This window comes from Halobellus rarus, assembly GCF_024494595.1.
Taxonomy (GTDB): domain Archaea; phylum Halobacteriota; class Halobacteria; order Halobacteriales; family Haloferacaceae; genus Haloquadratum; species Haloquadratum rarum.
On sequence record NZ_JANHDI010000016.1, the window covers coordinates 1 to 16,833 of the forward strand.

The 16,833-nt window shown below is 65.8% G+C and carries 14 protein-coding genes; 1 reads left to right on the forward strand and 13 read right to left on the reverse strand.

Annotated elements, in window-relative coordinates:
* The 13 genes from NO876_RS17140 to NO876_RS17200 all read right to left on the reverse strand — a co-directional run.
* On the reverse strand, positions 1 to 1,244 hold a 1,244-nt coding region (locus NO876_RS17140; protein ID WP_345780774.1), incomplete at its 3' end, for an archaea-specific SMC-related protein.
* 684 nt (positions 1,245 to 1,928) lie between these two features.
* Positions 1,929 to 2,777 (reverse strand): VOC family protein, encoded by an 849-nt coding sequence (locus tag NO876_RS17145; RefSeq protein WP_256422899.1) that lies wholly within the window; start codon positions 2,775 to 2,777, stop codon positions 1,929 to 1,931.
* A 79-nt stretch (positions 2,778 to 2,856) separates the two neighbouring features.
* Positions 2,857 to 3,510, reverse strand: coding sequence for a cytochrome c biogenesis CcdA family protein (locus NO876_RS17150; protein ID WP_256422900.1), 654 nt, complete (start codon positions 3,508 to 3,510; stop codon positions 2,857 to 2,859).
* Entirely contained in the window at positions 3,507 to 4,046 is a 540-nt protein-coding gene (locus NO876_RS17155) for a TlpA family protein disulfide reductase (protein ID WP_256422901.1), read from the reverse strand. Before NO876_RS17155 ends, NO876_RS17150 begins: the two co-directional genes overlap by 4 nt.
* Positions 4,047 to 4,062: 16 nt before the next feature.
* On the reverse strand, positions 4,063 to 4,728 hold the full coding sequence (locus tag NO876_RS17160) for an SCO family protein (protein WP_256422902.1): 666 nt from the start codon (positions 4,726 to 4,728) through the stop codon (positions 4,063 to 4,065).
* Between the two features lie 130 nt (positions 4,729 to 4,858).
* A complete protein-coding gene (locus NO876_RS17165; protein ID WP_256422903.1) occupies positions 4,859 to 6,982 on the reverse strand; it encodes a beta-galactosidase in 2,124 nt (707 codons plus the stop codon).
* Between the two features lie 2 nt (positions 6,983 to 6,984).
* A complete protein-coding gene (locus tag NO876_RS17170) occupies positions 6,985 to 9,168 on the reverse strand; it encodes a glycoside hydrolase family 36 protein (protein ID WP_256422904.1) in 2,184 nt (727 codons plus the stop codon).
* On the reverse strand, positions 9,165 to 10,034 hold the full coding sequence (locus NO876_RS17175) for an SDR family NAD(P)-dependent oxidoreductase (RefSeq protein ID WP_390278623.1): 870 nt from the start codon (positions 10,032 to 10,034) through the stop codon (positions 9,165 to 9,167). Before NO876_RS17175 ends, NO876_RS17170 begins: the two co-directional genes overlap by 4 nt.
* Positions 10,028 to 11,176, reverse strand: coding sequence for a galactonate dehydratase (dgoD, locus tag NO876_RS17180; protein WP_256422906.1), 1,149 nt, complete (start codon positions 11,174 to 11,176; stop codon positions 10,028 to 10,030). Before dgoD ends, NO876_RS17175 begins: the two co-directional genes overlap by 7 nt.
* Positions 11,176 to 12,366, reverse strand: a complete 1,191-nt coding sequence (locus NO876_RS17185) for an ABC transporter ATP-binding protein (RefSeq protein WP_256422907.1) — start codon at positions 12,364 to 12,366, stop codon at positions 11,176 to 11,178. The genes dgoD and NO876_RS17185 overlap by 1 nt, the downstream gene beginning before the upstream one ends.
* Positions 12,367 to 12,369: 3 nt before the next feature.
* Positions 12,370 to 13,293: a carbohydrate ABC transporter permease gene (locus NO876_RS17190; protein WP_256422908.1), complete on the reverse strand. Its 924-nt coding sequence runs from the start codon at positions 13,291 to 13,293 to the stop codon at positions 12,370 to 12,372.
* Positions 13,286 to 14,299: a carbohydrate ABC transporter permease gene (locus tag NO876_RS17195; RefSeq protein ID WP_256422909.1), complete on the reverse strand. Its 1,014-nt coding sequence runs from the start codon at positions 14,297 to 14,299 to the stop codon at positions 13,286 to 13,288. Before NO876_RS17195 ends, NO876_RS17190 begins: the two co-directional genes overlap by 8 nt.
* 9 nt (positions 14,300 to 14,308) lie before the next feature.
* Positions 14,309 to 15,679 carry an ABC transporter substrate-binding protein gene (locus NO876_RS17200; RefSeq protein ID WP_256422910.1) on the reverse strand — a complete coding sequence of 457 codons (1,371 nt, stop codon included), beginning with the start codon at positions 15,677 to 15,679 and terminating at the stop codon, positions 14,309 to 14,311.
* Positions 15,680 to 15,990: 311 nt separating this feature from the next.
* Here NO876_RS17200 and NO876_RS17205 point away from each other — a divergent pair, with 311 nt between their 5' ends.
* Positions 15,991 to 16,746, forward strand: coding sequence for an IclR family transcriptional regulator (locus NO876_RS17205; protein ID WP_256422911.1), 756 nt, complete (start codon positions 15,991 to 15,993; stop codon positions 16,744 to 16,746).
* The last annotated feature ends 87 nt before the right edge of the window (positions 16,747 to 16,833 follow it).

The window sequence follows — 16,833 nt, forward strand, 5'->3', positions numbered from 1 at the left end:
TTCAGCGCGTCGATCTGTTCGTCGCGGCGGTCCAGTTCCGATTCGATATCGTCGATTTTCTGCTCGATTTCCGAGCGCTTGCGCTGTTTCTTCGTCGCCTCCCGCTGGTCTTGTTTCTTCTCTTCCAGCGTCGTTTTGATGTCGTTCAGTTCCTCAACTTTCTCCGTGCGGAGCGATTTCAATCGCTCGATCGTCGAGTCGATCTGCTCGCGCTCGACGGAGGAGCCACAGGTCCAGCAGACCACCGTCTCGGAATCGGAGGCGACGAGTTGGTCGGTCACCGAGCCGTCGCCGCCTTCCGCGGTCGCACCGCCGTCTTCGAGGAGTTCGTAGTCTTCGGCTTCGAGCCGTTCCTCGTTGTACTGGATGAGGCTGCGGAGTTCGTTGATCTCGGTGTTGAGGTCCTGTCGTTCGGATCGAAGCCGCTCGATGTCGGTCTCGAGGTCGCGGTGGTCGCCCATCGGCGTCTCGGGCAGTTCTTCCAGGTCGGTTTCGAGATCGCCCCGTTCGCGTTTCAGCGAGGCGATGCTCTCCTGTTGTCGTTCGATCTTCCGGCGGATCGATTCCAGTTCCGAGCGGGTCGAGCGGAGTTCCTGGAGTTTCTCTTCGAGTTCCGCTTGCTCTTTGCGTCCTTCTTCGACGTCGCGACTGCTGTCGTCGATGTCGTCTTCGAGGTCGGCGAGTTCCTCGCGTTTGTCCTCGATCTTCTCGCGGAGTTGGGTGCGGCGCTGTTCGAGTTCTGGCAGTTCGCGCTTTTCGGATTCGATGCGGGCGAGTTCGTCGTTGATGTCGCCCTTCTGTTCTTCGAGACGGCGGATCTCCGAGCGGATGGCGTCGACGTCGACGGGGCGCATAATGACGTCGCGGAGTTGCTCGCCGCGGGCGGCGGCCTGGCGAGCGTCGTTAGTCTCTAAGAGGAACGCGAAGAGGTCGGCGACCTCGGGGTCGTCGAGGTAGGCGTCGCCCTCGAAAGTGACGCCGTCGCCGGCGCGGGTGAGAGTGCGTTCGTAGGAGGTGCCGTCGAGGGTGAGTTCGACGCGGCCCTCGTCGGCGTCGCCTTTCAGGGAGACGCGATCGCTGCCCATCGCGGCCATAATCGAGCGAAGGAAGGACGTGCGGTTCGTGGCGTTTTTGCCCGTGAGGACGGTCACGCCGGGTGGGATGTCTACTTCGGTGTGGTCGATACCGCCGACGTTCTCGACAGAGAAATGAGCGGAGTCAGTCAGTCGTTCTGAGGTTGCCATCGACTGTCCGTTGCTACCGAATGTACATACCTTTTATGTGTAGCATCTCGGATGTCGTTCCAAGCAGCTTGATTTCACCAGAGCGTTCAGAGAAACGACTATTAAATGACAGTACTTTTCTATCGAAGTATACTTTTAATTATTTATTATTTGTAGAAATGCCTGGATAGTTTTGTTTTATAGAACTAATTGCTAAGCTATAATTATTCATATAATTTGACTATAGCACAAAAAACCGACTCAGGTCGTTAACGACGTATCTGGGACCACTAGCGTTGATCTGAGTCTCGAAAATCAACTGCAATATGGAATTGGGAGTAGTTAGGTATAATTCACTGTATAGTAATATTTTAAGTGTATTTATTTTTATATTTTTGAACGGATACGGAGTCGTCACGCAATTCGGCGGGATTTCTCACTCCACGAACTCGGATCCATCCTGCGAACTCATACGGGAGTGACGCCGCCGGGGCGTCAGTGGACACCATCAGCGGCCGGGAGATGCATTCGAAGGGCCAGCATAGAACGTGTGTACGTCTTCACTCACGCGGTCGCACACTGTCGTGACCCGCAACTGGGACAGGCGAATCCACTCATATTCTCGACGACGCCCAACACCCTGGTTCCGGGCCGTCGGGCAGTGTGGGAACGACCAGGAAGTGAGAGTCGGAGGGGTTACTTTCGTCACTCGGCCCGAAGTCGGACCGTGATCCCGTCGGGGGCCCCGAACTCGATGCCGGTCTCACGCTCGGCGACAGCGACGTCGGCGTCAACGAGGCGCTCGCGAACCGCGCTCACTGCCGCGTCGCTCGGGAGAAGCATCTCGAACCACGCCAGGCCGCGCCCGCCCGCGGGAGCGGACCGTCCGTTCCAGGCGTTGAGTCCGAGGTGGTGATGGTACCCACCGGCGGCGACGAACAGCGCCGCGCCGGCGTCCATCCGCACATCGAGACCGAGCGTTTCGACGTAGAAATCGCGGGCGGCCGGCACCGACGTCACTTCCAGATGGACGTGTCCGAGCGTGGTCCCCTCGGGCGCGGTCGATCTACCGTCCGATTCGGCGGCGATGTCGTCGATATCGAGCGGGCGGGTCGCCATCTCGACGCCGCCGTCGGCCGTCCCGGGCCACTCCTCGCGCGGCCGATCCCGGTAGATCTCGACGCCGTTTCCCTCCGGATCCGAGAGGTAGAGCGCCTCGCTCACGTCGTGGTCCGACGCACCGTCGAGCGTCCACCGGTCTCGAATCCGTTCGAGCGCCGCCCCCAGCGCCGCGCGCGAGGGGAGGAGAAACGCGTTGTGGAACAGCCCCGCCTGGTCGCGGCCGCGGGGGGCGGCGTTCGCATCGCGGCGCAGGACGAGAAGCGGCGTGCCGTCGACACCGAGCGTCGCGGTCATCTCAGTACGTTCGAGGACCGCGAGGCCGACGACCGTCCGGTAGAACTCGATCATCGCGTCGAGGTCGTGAACGCGGAGCGCGGTGCGGCCGAGTCGCGTCTCCGGGGGGAGCGAGACTGTCTCTGCAGTGTCCGTCATTGGTTGCGTCGGTAATCGGGACTCGGCCAGGAAGCGATTTCGGTCCTGTTCCGGGTGCGTACCGGCTCCTAACAACCGCTCAGAGCACGTCGAGAACGACGACGGAGAGATAGATCTGTCCCAGTCCGGCGACGACGAGCAACGCGCCGGCGGCCTGTTTCAGCCGTCCGGAATACCCGCCGAACGAGCGCCAGACAGTAACACCGGCGTCGGAGAGCAGCGTCACGCCGAGCAGCGGGACGGCGACCGTGGCGGCGTAGGTTCCGAGGACGACAAACCCCCGCGTCGGGGAAAGCGAGGACGCCTGCGCGACGACGCCGAGAAACAGCGGAACGACGCAGCCCGCCGCGGCGAGCGCGTACACGGCACCGAAGACGCCGAAGCCGAGGAGCGACTCCGGGCGCTTCGGGAGCGGAATCGTCGGCGACGCGCGGCCCGAAAGCACGAGCAGTCCGAAGACGACGAGTAGACCGCCGATGAGGGGTTCGAAGAGTGGGAGAACGGACGTGAGGCGCTGGCCGATCGCGAACACGAGCGCGGCGATTCCACCGAGTGCGAGCACCGCTCCCGTCGCCGCCGTGAGTCCGGAGATCATCGCCGGCGGACGGCCGTCCTGCTGGAGATAGAACCCGACGTATCCGGGAAGCAGCGGAAACGCACAGGGGGCGAAGAACGTCGTGAGGCCCGCGCTGGCGGCGAAGGCGACGGCTCCGAGGAAGGCGGCGGAGCTCACGGCTCTTCGAGCACCCGGTCCAGTTCCGTCCGGATCGTGTCAGCGAGCGTTAAACCGGCCTTCCGCCAGCGAATCGTCCCGGAGGCGTCAGCGATGGCGTGATACGGGATGCCGCCGGCACCCAGCGCCGCCATCAGGTCGCTGTCGGGGTCGATGCCGACGGTCCACGCGCCGTGGTGTCGCCGCCACCAGCCGCGGATGTCCCGCTCGGTGAGCGTTCCGCCCAGGCGCTCGTTCGTGATCGAGACGAACGTCACCCGGTCGCCGTACTCCTCGTAGACGGCCGAGAGCTCGTTCATCTGTTCCTTGCAGGGCGCACACCACGTCGCGAAGAGGTCGATGAACGTCGGCGTCCCCCGCTTGGGGACGATGACTTCGCCAGCCTCCGAGCCTGGCGCGTCGATCGTCTCGAACGAGAGAGGGAGCGCGGAGGATTCCTCGGCCACTGGGTTCGGGAGATCGCCGCGGACGGCGAGGACGCTCCCGCCCGTGAGTCCGAGGCCGCCGATCGCCGTCAGGAGTTGTCGTCGGTTCATCGTGCTGGTGAGGGAGCTAGCTGTTCCGGACGGTTTCGAGGTCGTCGATCACCCGTTCGGGGTCGGGCGAGTCGGTCCGGTAGGCCCGCTCGACGTAGCCGTCGGCGTTCACGAGGTAGGTCATCGCCGAGTGAGCGAACATGTACATATCCATATCGTCGGGATGGGTCCGATCGAAGGTGACGCCGAACTCCGCTTCGACGGTCGCCTTCGCGCGCTCGACGGACGCCGGACGCAGGAAGTGCCAGTTGCCGGCGTCGAGGGCGACGTTCATTTCACCAGCGTAGGTCTCGAGGCGCTCGGCGTCGTCGCGCTCGGGGTCGAACGTCACCGGGAAGAACGCCACCTCGTCGGCGTAGTCCTCCTCGATCGAGTGCGTCTGCACGTTCCGCATCGACTGGATCAAGACCGGACAGACCGTGTTGCAGTGGCTGTAAAAGAACGTGTAGACGGCCGGCGTCTCGACGGAGCGGGTCGAGACCTCCCCGCCGGCGATCGGGTCCGGGAGCGTCACGTCCGGGACCCGCTGGCCCCAGGCGGGATACGGAAGCTCTTCGCTCGTGTACTCGCGATCCGGTTCCGGGAGGGCCACGTCGGGGTTCGAATCGCCGAGGCCGAGACAGCCCGCAGTGCCGACGAGGCCCGCACCCGCGGCACCCTGGAGGAAGGTCCGTCGTTGCATTCTAGGTGTATTGTGTCAGACTTGCACGGCTATAAGCGACGCGGTCGGTTCCCAGTGGGTGAAAACGGTCGAAATGGGTGACAGAACCATCCGATTCCAGGCGGTCGTATGTCAAGCGCGAAGGGAAGGGTTAGGTGATCGATACGTCGGCCAATCCAGCCTCTACGACGCCGACGCCGAACCCGGGAATCGACGAGTCGCCGACGTGCCACGCCGCCTCGGAACCGACGTCGATGTCGACGGGATCGGCACCGAAGTTGAGGATCCACACGTACCCGTCGCGTGGGGTGACGCGGACGGTCTCGGGGAACCGTTCGGCGTGGGAGACGTCCGCCCGATCGAGGAGGCCGACCAGGAGTGCATCGGCGAGGTCCTCTTCGGGCCAGACGCCGCAGTAGGTGACAGAGCCGTCGCCCACGGCGTGTTCGAGGATCGCGGGGCGTCCGGCGGCGACGCCGGTCGTGTACTCGCCGACTGCCGTCCCCCCGTCCGGAGCGAGCCACTCGGCCCACGTACGGTACCCGTACTCCTCGCCGCGATACGAGAGCCGCGTCTCGACGGACGACGGGAGGCTCTCGTGCTGGTCGACCCGTCCGCCGACGAGGTCGGCGAACGGGCCGGGAGCGAGGTCCGGTTGGAGTCGATTCCCCGGGAGTTTGTACCCAGTTCGCGGTCCGACGAGCAAACTGCCGCCGTCGGCGACGTAGGCCTCGAACTGCCCCGCGAGCGACTCGTCCGCGAGGTGAACCGTCGGGGCGACGACCGCCTCGTACCCGTCGAGGTGGATGTCGGCACCGGGCGAGACGTCGACCACGTCGACCTGAATGCCACGGGCTCGGAGCGCGCGGTAGAACGAGCCGACGAGCCCCCAGTAGTCGAACTCCGGGGCGTGAGGCTGCTCTGAGAGCGCCCACAAGTCCTCGTAAGAGAAACACAGCGCGACGGGCGCGTCGACGCCGTCGAGTTCACCGAGTTCTGCGAACTCTGCGGCCGCGCGCGAGGCGTCCCCGTACCCGCGGTCGGGCGAGCCGTCGTGCTTTCGCAGGCCCGCGTGGTACTGCTCCTGTCCCTGCCGGCAGCGACGCCACCGGAAGTACGAGACGACGTTCGCGCCGTGGGCGACGGCCTGGTGAGCCCACAGGCGCATCGCGCCCTCGCCGGGTTGCGGGCAACGCGGCGGCCAGTTGACGTCGCCGGGCTGTTGCTCCATCACCCAGAAGCCGTCGGGGCCGCGATAGAGGTCGTGGTTGAGGCTCACTTGGTCCGGATCGCCGGCGCGGAGTCGGTCGTCGGTGACCGCTTCGGTGTTACGGTCCTGCGCGAAGCCCGTCGGGTAGGAGTCCCACGTGGCGAAGTCGAGCGAGTCGCCGACGCTGAAGGAATCGAGCGTGTCGAAGTGGCCCATAAAGTTGTGCGTCACGAACCACTCGTCGTTCGCCTCGCGGATGATCTCCGCCTGAAGGTCGTTGTAGTCGACGACGCTCTCGGTGGCGAAGCGGGCGTAATCCAGCAGTCGAGAGGGGTGGTGTTCCGCCGCGGTGTGTCGCGGCGGGTCGACCTCCGCGAAGGACCCGTGCTGCTGGCTCCAGAACGCCGTCCCCCACGTCTCGTTGAGCGAGTCGACGTCGTCGTACCGCTCTCGGCACCACTCGCGGAACGCCGCCGCGCAGTCCTCGCAGTAGCAGCGGACGGTCTCGTGGCAGCCGTACTCGTTGTCGGTCTGCCAGCCGACGACCGCGTCGACGTCGGCGTAGCGCTCGGTCATTTCCCGGGCGATCCGCGCCGACTCCTCGCGGTAGACGCCGGAGTTGAAGCAGTAGTGGCGACGGCTCCCGAACTCGCGGGTCGTCCCGTCGGGTTCGACCTGGAGGATCTCGGGGTGCTCGTCGACGAGCCACTTCGGCGGCGTCGCCGTCGGCGTGCAGAGCACGACGTCGATGCCCGCGTCGCCGAGCAGGGAAACCGCGGTGTCGAGCCACTCGAAGTCGAACTCGCCGCGCTCGGGTTCGATGCGGCCCCAGGAGAACTCGGCCATCCGAACCACGTCGATGCCGGCCTCGACCATCTGCTGGACATCGGTCTCCCAGCGCTCTCGCGGCCAGTGTTCGGGGAAGTAACAGACGCCGATCCGCGGGGTCGCCGCGGCCGACGTCGGCGCTCCGTTCGAGTCGGAGCGCCTCTCAGGTCCGGGTTCGCCGTCGGCGGTCGCCATCGATTCCGCTCCGTTCGGTCCGGTGTCGGTGTCGTCAGTCATAATCAGCGTCGAAATTCGAATTCGTTTGTGCCCGGTGTCACCGTCAGGCGAGCGAGAGCGTCCGCCGCGGACGACTCCGACGTCCGCCACGCGCCGGGCGTCGCGACGTACAGCGTCATCGGTTCGTCGGCGTCGAGCGTCACCGAGAGCGTTCCGTCGGCCCAGTCCACGCCGGTCACCTGCGAGGCCCCGTTCGCGAGGTGATCCGTGCCGACGAGCGTCGGCCGGGACTCCGCGGGCGCGGAGACGCAGTGGACGAGGAGGCAGCCGTGGGGATCGATTTCCCGCTCGACCGGACCGCTGTGCAGTCGGGCGGACTCGTCGCTCGACGGGAGCGCCTCCCACGCTAGCGACGACCCGCTGTCGTCGGTCGCGACGTACGCGGTCGGATCCACCCGAACGCGACGCGCCTCGTCGGACCAGTTGAACGCCGCGACGGCGACGGCGTCGTCGGCGTCGCGTTCGCAGACGACCCGTTCGGGGAACTCCCGATCGGCGAAGTCGTCGACGCGGCCGTCTTCGACCGGCGGAAGCGTGCGTTCGAACAGTCGTCGCCCCGCCTCGTCGATCTCCCCCACGGCATCGCTGAGGAGGTTCGAGCCGCCCGTGAGCGCGACGAGCGCGGCGAACGACGCCCGTTCGGCGGCGGTGAGCTCGGTCGTCTCGCGGACGAGCTGGCAGTCGGGGTCGTTCGCCCAGAGCCGCCGGTGGCAGAACTGGCGGTTGAGGACGTTTCGGACGGCGTTCTCGTGGGCCGGCTGGCTGGCGCTGTCGCCCTCCCGCCGCCAGTACGGCGCGGTGTCGGGGCCGACCCGCATCGCGTCGACGAGGCCGACGCTCGGGAACCCGGGCGCGCCGCAGCCGAGGACGAACGCGTCACCGACGGCGTCCCGGACCGTTTCGAGCCCCCGTCGGTACGCCTCCGCGCGCGTCACGTCGGCGTGGCGGTCGCCCGGAAGCGCGGCGGCGTAGAGGAAGTCGAGTTTGAGATACTCGAAGCCCCACTCGTCGACGATGGTCCGGAAGGTGTCCTCGATCCACGCGGTCACTTCGGGATGCGTGGTGTCCAGGGCGTACATCGGGCCGTGGCGCGCGCCGGCGTCGACCGGCTCGTCGCCCTCGGTGACGAGCCACTCGGGATGTTCGGTAGCCAGGGCGGAGTCGGCCTGGACGTAGAACGGCGCGAGCCAGAGTCCTGGCTCGTAGCCCGCGGACGCGACGTCGTCGCGCAGGACCGCCATCGACTCGAACCCCTCCGCGAGCGTGCGCCAGTCGCCGAACGCCGTCTCGTAGCCGTCGTCGATCTGCACGAGGTCGACGTCGACTCCCCAGTCGTCGAGATCGGCCGCGTTCTCCCGGACGTCGTCGGCGGTGACGTCCGTGAAGTAGTGATACCACGAGCACCACCCGGTCGGGACCGATCCGGGGACGCGCGCGTCCATCCGGTCGCCGACGGCGTCGGCGATGTCGGTCAGGGCGTCGGAGATCGGTCGCCCGGCGTCGATCCGGAGCGGCGCGCTCTCGCGGCTGTCGCCGGGCGCGAGTTCGACGCCGTCGAGCGGACAGACCGCGGCGAGTGACGTGTCGCCACGCGCGGGATCGGTCCGCAGGTCGAGGTCGAACCGCGTCAGGTACGCGTCGTGCTCCAGGAACCCGAGCGTGAGTTGGCCGGGGGCCCCCGAGAGCGCCGTGAGGGCGTGGCTCGTCTTCCCGCCGCGTGGCGCGTCGAGGTCGACCATCTGTGGTCGATGTGCCGGCTTCTCCTCGGGGAACGACTCGTCGAGGCGCAGCGTCGCGGTCGGCGTCCACGACTGATACCCGTGGACGAACGCGCGGTCCGCCGGTCCGAACGGCGTCGTCCCGTCGAGGACGTCGATCGCGTCGAGTCTGATCGGCCCAGTCGAACAGTTCTCGACCGCGACGGTGACGTCGACGGCGGCGGGAGCGTCGGCGTCGTCCGCGTCAGGACCGACTGAACCGACGTCGACCGCCGACAGCGACACGTCGATGTCGAGGTCGACGTCGGGGGTGTCGCCCGACTCGTCACCGCTATCAGCGATCCGGACACCGACGTGGCCCGAAAAGAGCCGCGTCGACGCGCCGCCCCCGTCGACGGACTCGATCGTCAAACGGCCCGTGTCCGGGTCGAAATCGACCGCGGTGCGGCCGGCGTCGACGCGCGTCACTCGCGGCCCTCCCCGTCCGGTTCGTCCGCCGGTGCGGCGCCCGCACGCGAACTCCGGCCGCTCTCCGAGCGTCCCTGCCGCCGCGCTCGGTAGTCGGGGAGCGTCCCGTCCTGCATCACGGCCGAGCGGCCGCCGTCGACGAGGAGGTTCGCGCCCGTGACGAAGCCGGCCTCCTCGCTCGCGAGGAACGCGACCGCGCTCGCGACGTCCTCGGGTTTCCCGAGCCGGCCGACCGGGTGGATCGACTCGATCTCCCGGCGCTCGGCGTCGCTCATCTCCGAGAGCGTGCGCTCGATAGCGACCCAGCCGGGGTTGACGGTGTTGACGCGGATTCGTGGACCTAAATCCAGCGCCATCGCCCGCGTCATTCCGTTGATCCCCGACTTGACCGCGTTGTAGGGGAACATCCCGGGCATCGTCAGGAACGCGTGGTTCGAGGAGGTGTTGACGATCGCGCCCTCGTCCATCCGCGCTGCGGCCTCCTTCGCGCAGAGCCAGAAGGACCGGAAGTCCGTCTCGACGACGAACTCCCAGTCATCCATCGTCGCCTCCGCGACGCCGGTGTTCGTCTCGACGCCGGCGTTGTTCACGAGGACGTCGAGGCCGCCGTAGGTCTCGACGGTCGCCTCGAACAGCGCCGCGATGTCGTCCGGTTCGCGCATATCCGCGCGGACGAAGACCGCCTCGCCGCCCTCGTCTCGGATGTCGTCGACTGTCGATTCGCCGGCCTCGCGGGTGCGACCGGTGACGACGACGCTCGCGCCCTCGCCGGCGAGTCGCTTCGCGACGCCCGCACCGATGCCGCGCGTCGAGCCGGTGACCACGGCCACTCTGTCGGTGAATCGCTCCGGCGGCACGGTCACCACTCCGCGACGCTGCCGTCCTCGTGTCGCCAGACGGGGTTGTGCCAGTCGACCTCGTCGGTGACCTCGCGGACGCGCCGCTCGTCGATGTCGATCCCCAGTCCGGGGTCGGTCGGCAGTTCGACGTAGCCGTCGCGGTACTCGAAGACCGAGGGGTCCGCGAGGTAGTCGAGCACGTCGCTCCCCTCGTTGTAGTGGATGTCGAGGCTCTGCTCCTGGATGAGCACGTTCGGCGAGCAGGCGTCGACCTGCACGCACGAGGCCAAGGCGATCGGTCCGAGCGGACAGTGCGGGGCCATCGCGACGTCGTAGGCCTCCGCCATCCCGACGATCTTCTTCACCTCCGTGATTCCGCCGGCGTGAGAGAGGTCGGGCTGGATGACGTCGACCGCGCCGTCCTCGAAGACCTCCTTGAAGTCCCAGCGGGAGTACATCCGCTCGCCCGTCGCGATCGGCGTCGTGGTGTGTTCGGCGATCTCCGGCAGGCAGTCGTTGTGCTCCGGGAGCACGGGCTCTTCGATGAACATCGGATCGTACGGTTCGAGCGCCTTCGCGAGGCGTTTCGCCATCGACTTCGAGACCCGGCCGTGGAAGTCGACGCCGATGTCGACCTCGGGGCCGACGGTCTCGCGGACCGTCGCGATCCGCTCGCGCGCGTCGTCGATCGCCCCGGGGTTGTCGATCCGGCGGAGCTCCGCCGTCGCGTTCATCTTCAACGCGCTGAAGCCCTCGTCGACCTTCTCCTGGGCGGCCTGGGCGACGCCCTCGGGGCGGTCGCCGCCGACCCACTGATAGACGCGAACGCGGTTGCGCGCGCGGCCGCCGAGCAGTTCGTAGACCGGCGCGCCGAACTGTTTGCCCTTGAGGTCCCACAGCGCCTGGTCGATGCCCGCGATGGCGGACATCAGGACCGGCCCGCCGCGGTAGAAGCCGCCGCGGTACATCGTCTGCCAGTGGTCCTCGATCGGCGTCGGATCCTCGCCGAGGAGGTAGGTGTCGAGCAGCTCCTCGACGGCGGCCTCGACCGTCCGGGCGCGGCCCTCGACGACGGGCTCGCCCCAGCCGACGCGGCCGTCGCTCGTCTCGATCCGGAGGAAGAGCCACCGCGGCGGGACCTGATAGAGATCGTAGTCGACGATGCGCATTACTCGACCACCTCCTCGATCTGCTCTTCGTCGGCGTCCGATCCGGTACCCGTCCCGGACTGCGCGCCCTCGCGGTTCGGGATCGCGTCGTTGCGGTCCGGGACATCGCCGTCGCGCTTCGTCTTCAGCGACTCGCCCGTGTCGGGGTCGAAGAGGTACAGCGCCGACTCCGGGAAGGAGAACGACACCGTCTCGTCGGTCCCGGGGCGCTTCGTCGGGTCGATTCGGGCAGTGATCTCCTGTCCGCCGAGCGTGGCGTACAGGAAGTTCTCGTTGCCCATCGGTTCGAGGACGTTCGCCGTCATCTCGATGCCGTCGTCGACGAGCGTGATGTCTTCCGGGCGGATCCCGACGCGGACGGTGTCGAGACCCGCAACGGGGGAGGCGTCCGAGAGGTGGTACGTGAACGCGCCGGGTCCGTCGAGCCGCGCGCCGTCGACCGTCGCGTCGAAGACGTTGATGCTCGGCGAGCCGATGAAGTCGGCGACGAACTCGTTGACGGGCGTGCGGTACACCTCCTCGGCGCTGCCGACCTGCTGGAGCGTCCCGCCGTTCATCACGGCTATCCTGTCGCCCATCGCCATCGCCTCCGTCTGATCGTGCGTCACGTACACAGTAGTCACATCGAGGTCGTGTTGTAGCGTCTGCAGCTCCGTCCGCATCTGCGAGCGGAGCTTCGCGTCGAGGTTCGAGAGCGGTTCGTCCATCAGGAAGACCTCGGGGTCGCGGACGATCGCTCGCCCGAGCGCGACCCGCTGTTGCTGGCCGCCGGAGAGTTCCTTCGGCTTCTGCTCGAGCAGGTCCTCGATGCCGAGCATCTCGGCGACGTCTTCGACCTGTCGGTCGATCTCGGCCGCCGTCTGCCGCGTCGAGAGCTTCAGGCCGAAGCCGATGTTCTGCCGCACGTTCATGTGTGGGTAGAGCGCGTAGTTCTGGAAGACCATCGCCACGTCGCGGTCGCGGGCGCGGAGGTCCGTCACGTCGCGGTCGCCGAACGTGATCGTGCCGCTCGTGACGTCCTCCAACCCGGCGATGCAGCGGAGCGTGGTCGTCTTCCCGCAGCCCGAGGGACCGACCAGAACGAGGAACTCGCCGTCTTCGATCTCCAGATCGACGTCTTCGACCGCGACGACCGTCTCCTCGCCGTCTCCGAACTCCTTTCGTACCGTATCGAGTGTTATTCCTGACATAGTTTACTCCTTGACAGAGCCCGCGAGGATCCCGCTGACGAACTGCTTCTGTAAGAACAGGAACAGCACGAAGATCGGGATGATCGAGAGCGTTGCGGCGACCATAATCTGGTCGTAGTAGACGCGCTGTGCGCCGACGAGCTGGTTGATCGCGACTGGGATCGTGTACTTGCCCTGATCGAGGATGACCAGCGGGAACAGAAAGAGGTTCCACTGGAAGAGAAAGAGGATGATAGACAGCGCCGCCAGCGACGATTTCATCGTCGGCAGCGCGATCTTGTAGTACAGTTGGAACTCCGTCGCGCCGTCCATCCGCGCGGACTCCAGGAGCGCGTCTGGGATCGACCGCATGTTCTGTCGCATCAGGAAGATCCCGAGCGGGTTCGCCAGCCACGGGAGGATGATCGCCCAGTAGCTGTTCGTCAGGCCGATCTGGCTCATCAGGAGGAACAGCGGGATGACGAGCAGCTGGATCGGGAGGATCAGCGTCGCGAGGATGGCGTAGAAGATCGGCTGTTTGAATCGGAACTCGTACTTCGCGAAGGCGAATCCGGCCATCGAGCACAGCAGCAGCGAGAGGATCGTGTAGACGCCGGCGACGAAGATGCTGCTCTCGATCGCGCCCATGTTCCAGAGGTTCCAGAAGTCGTAGGCGACGTAGAACGGACCGAAATCGATGTAGTGAGTCATCTCGCCGACGTGGCCGACGAACTGGACGTTGTCGCGGGCCTGCAGCGCCTGGAAGTTCGAGAAGAAGCTGTCGCCTGGAATCAGGGTCGGATCCGTCGACGAGAGGAACTCCGACTCCTCGAGCGTCGAGGCGACGAAGATCCAGTACAGCGGCACGAGCGTCACCACGGCTCCGAGCAAAATGAACCCGTAGGTGAGGAACTGCCAGACGGCCTCGCGGCGGGTCTCCTCACGCATCGCTCTCACCTCCGACGTTGAGTTGGACTGCCGAGAGGACGCTCACGATGGCGATGAGGACGTACGTGAGCGCGCTCGCGTATCCGAGTCGGAAGTCGATGAACGCCGTCTGGTAGATGTACTGGACGATGGTGATCGTCGAGTCCAGCGGCGCGCCGCCGCCGTTGATGATGACGGGTTCGCTGAACAGTTTGAACGTCCCGATCGTCGAGGTGACGAACACGAACAGCAGCACGGGTCGAAGCTGCGGGACCGTGACGTACCGGAACTTCTCGATTCGGTTCGCGCCGTCGATCTCGGCGGCCTCGTAGAGCTGTTGTGGGATGTTCTGGAGTCCCGCGAGCAGGATGATCATGTTGTAGCCGGTCCACCGCCAGGTCACCGCTCCGACGATGGTCATCCGCGACCAGAACGAACTGGTCAGCCAGGGGATCGCCGGTAAGCCCAGGGAGGTCAACACGTAGTTGATCAGCCCGGCGTCCTGCATCATCAGGAGGAACACCGTCGAGTACGCGACGAGGTTCGCCGAGACCGGCAGCGCGAGCACCGTGCGGAAGACGCCGCGCAGTTTCACGAACGACGCGTCGAGCGCGACGGCGAAAAGCAGCGCGAGCGCCACCATCAGCGGCACCTGCACGACGAGAATGAACGTCGTGTTGAACATCGCCTGGTGGAACAGCGTGTCGGTGAACATCCGAACGTAGTTGTCGAGCCCCACGAAGCTGAGGTCCGCGATGCTCGTCAACCGGTAACTGAAGAAACCGGTGTCGATCCACAGCAGCGTCTCGTCGCCGACCCCCTCGAATCTGAAGAACGAGAGGTAGAACGTGTAGACGATCGGGAACGCCAGGAAGACGCCGAAGAGGAGGAACGCCGGCAGCAGGAACACGTAGCCGACGATGCCCTCGCCGGGCGTCGGCATCCGCTCGCCGACCGACTGCCGGGCGAACCGCAGGCGGTCGCGAACAGACGGGTCCGGTCCCGAGAGAGAATCACGAGTAGCCATCGATCGTCCTCAGGCGAGGTCGCGATCGGTCCGGTCGGCCACCTGCTGTGCGGCCGCGTCGACGGCCTCCTTGGGCGTCTTGTCGCCGGCCATCATATCGCGGAAGTGGGTGTTGATGGCCTGCGTGACCTCCGGGGTATCGATGGTGTAGCGGTACGGCTCGATCTCCGGGGCGATCTCCGCGAACATCCGACCCGCGGGCTGCCCGTCGAGGAACTCGTGGGGGTCGTCGTAGGCCTCCGCGTCGTAGGTCGTCTCGAGCGCCGGGAACAGCCCGTACTCGCGGTACATCGTGAGCTGGCTCTCCTCGCGTCCGAGCGCGTAAGCCATATAATCCCAGGCGCGTCGGGCCTTCTCGTCGGAGACCTGTGCAGGGATCGTGAGGTTCGAGCCGCCCCAGTTGGTCGCGCGGGACCCGCCGGACTCGACGGCCGGGGGTTTGAACACGCCCCACTGACCGGAGGTATCTCCGAGTTCGGCCTTCAGTGTTCCCTCCATCCACGCGCCCGCAGTGAGGCTCGCGGTGGTGCCGTCGCCGAAGGCGGTGAACCACCCGGACGACCACGAGGCGAGGTCGTTCGCGATCCCCGAATCCCGGATGCGCTTGAGGATACGTGCGACCTGCAGGCTCTTGTCAGAGGCGACGTTGACGTCTCCGTTAGCCGTGAACGGCTGTCCACCGATCTGTCGGAGCATCATCCGCCAGAGACCGTCGTAGTCGTTCGAGGGAAGGTTGAGCAGGTACTGACCGTCGGGGAGTTTCTTGCCCTCCTCGATGTACTGGTCCCACGTCTCGACGCTGTCGACGTCGATGTCGTACTCGTTCAGCACGTCGCGGCGGTAGAACGTCCCGACCGGACCGATGTCCCACGGGAGCGCGTACGTGCCGCCGTCCTTCTCCAAGGGACCCCACTTGCCCTCGACGAAGTCGCCTTTGATCCCGGCCTCTTCGAGCCACCCGGAGATGTCGCGGAGGCCACCCGTGTTCACCCACGACGCGGCGTCGACGCTCTCCATCATCGACGCCGCCGGCGCGCCGGAGCCCGAGAGCAGCGTCGACTTGAACTTGTCTTTCAGATCGGCCCGGCCGATCTGGTTGATCGAGACGTCGCCCCCGTTGGCCTCCTCGTAGGGTTCGTCGAGGAGGTCCATCGCCCGCGCGGCCACGTCCCAGCCCCACACCTCCGCGGACCCCGCGAGTCGTGACTGCGGCGTCGCGGTCGAACCGCTCGAATCGGTACTGCCACCGCTCGATTGCGTCGTCTCAGTCGGCTCGGGGTCACCCGTCCCGACACAGCCCGCCAGCCCCGCGAGACCCGCGATTCCAGCACCTTTGAGAACGGTTCGCCGTCCGACCGAGCGTCCATCATTATTTGTCATATCGAGACTCACTTCCAACATAGGAAATTATGAACTTAAATGTTTGGGTTATCTATCTCTAAAGCACCGTTACAAGCCGTCTAGACGCGTTTTCAGTGAATAGTGAGTACGTATTCATAACAAATCTGTTTTGTGATAGTGAACAGATAACTGCGAGCGAAAGTCCGTAAATCCAGCCACAGAAGCGTTTCTACGCCGTTTCATCCCCAAATCGAATCGTCCGAATAATCCATCATCATTTATCACTGCCTACGGATTTCGTTTGCCGATACTGAACAGTATTTAAGTGAGTTCGGTACTGACGTTCGACCGTGACCGAGTATCCAGTCGGTGCGACCCGCACGTCCGGTCGTATCGTTCGCGCACTGGAGGGAGGAAGAGAGGCCGGCGTCACGGAACTGGCCGACGAGTTGGGGCTGTCGAAGGCGTCCGTGCACAACCACCTCGTGACACTCAAGCGGTTGGGCGTCGTCGTCGCCGCGGACGGCCGGTACCGTCTCGGTCTGCGGTTTCTCGACATCGGGATGTCCGTCCGCGACGGGATGCCGCTGTACCAGGTGGCCCGGTCCGAAATCAAGGGCCTCGCAGAGTCGGCCGGCGAATCGACGGCGCTGGTGGTAGCCGAGGACGGGGAGGCCGTTCACGCGGCCGTCGAAGACCCCGACCGAAACGGTCGGCGGGTTCGGCTCGGGAGCCGACTCCCGCTGCACGCGACGGCCGCGGGAAAGCTGATTCTCGCGTACCGGTCGCGGGAGGCGGTCGAGGAGTACGTCGAGACGCACGGGCTGGACCGGCATACCGATCGGACGATTCAGTCACCGGCCGACCTTCGGGACGAACTGCGATCGATCACCGACCGCGGATTGGCGTTCGACCGGGGCGAACTGGCCGAGGATATGCGGTCGGTGGCCGCACCGATCAGACGCGAGGACCGAACGGAGGAGCTCGCGGGCGCGCTCGCAGTGTTGGGACCTGCAGAGCGTCTGTCGGGAAAGCGCCTGGAGGAGGACCTGCCGGGACTGGTTCTCAGTGCGGCCAAACGGATCGAACTCGGTCTCGCCGAGTGACTTCGACAGATATGTTCGCTATCGCTAAACGGAAATTGATTTGGGTTTTCCGTTTTCCATTACTGAACGGAAGTGCGGGACGCCGAA

Bases quoted from the DNA above. Each gene is read 5' to 3' on its own strand.
- NO876_RS17145 (WP_256422899.1), bottom strand. From the start codon at position 2,777: ATGACGGACACTGCAGAGACAGTCTCGCTCCCCCCGGAGACGCGACTC.
- NO876_RS17155 (WP_256422901.1), bottom strand. From the start codon at position 4,046: ATGAACCGACGACAACTCCTGACGGCGATCGGCGGCCTCGGACTCACG.
- NO876_RS17160 (WP_256422902.1), bottom strand. From the start codon at position 4,728: ATGCAACGACGGACCTTCCTCCAGGGTGCCGCGGGTGCGGGCCTCGTC.
- NO876_RS17165 (WP_256422903.1), bottom strand. From the start codon at position 6,982: ATGACTGACGACACCGACACCGGACCGAACGGAGCGGAATCGATGGCG.
- dgoD (WP_256422906.1), bottom strand. From the start codon at position 11,176: ATGCGCATCGTCGACTACGATCTCTATCAGGTCCCGCCGCGGTGGCTC.
- NO876_RS17185 (WP_256422907.1), bottom strand. From the start codon at position 12,366: ATGTCAGGAATAACACTCGATACGGTACGAAAGGAGTTCGGAGACGGC.
- NO876_RS17190 (WP_256422908.1), bottom strand. From the start codon at position 13,293: ATGCGTGAGGAGACCCGCCGCGAGGCCGTCTGGCAGTTCCTCACCTAC.
- NO876_RS17195 (WP_256422909.1), bottom strand. From the start codon at position 14,299: ATGGCTACTCGTGATTCTCTCTCGGGACCGGACCCGTCTGTTCGCGAC.
- NO876_RS17200 (WP_256422910.1), bottom strand. From the start codon at position 15,679: ATGACAAATAATGATGGACGCTCGGTCGGACGGCGAACCGTTCTCAAA.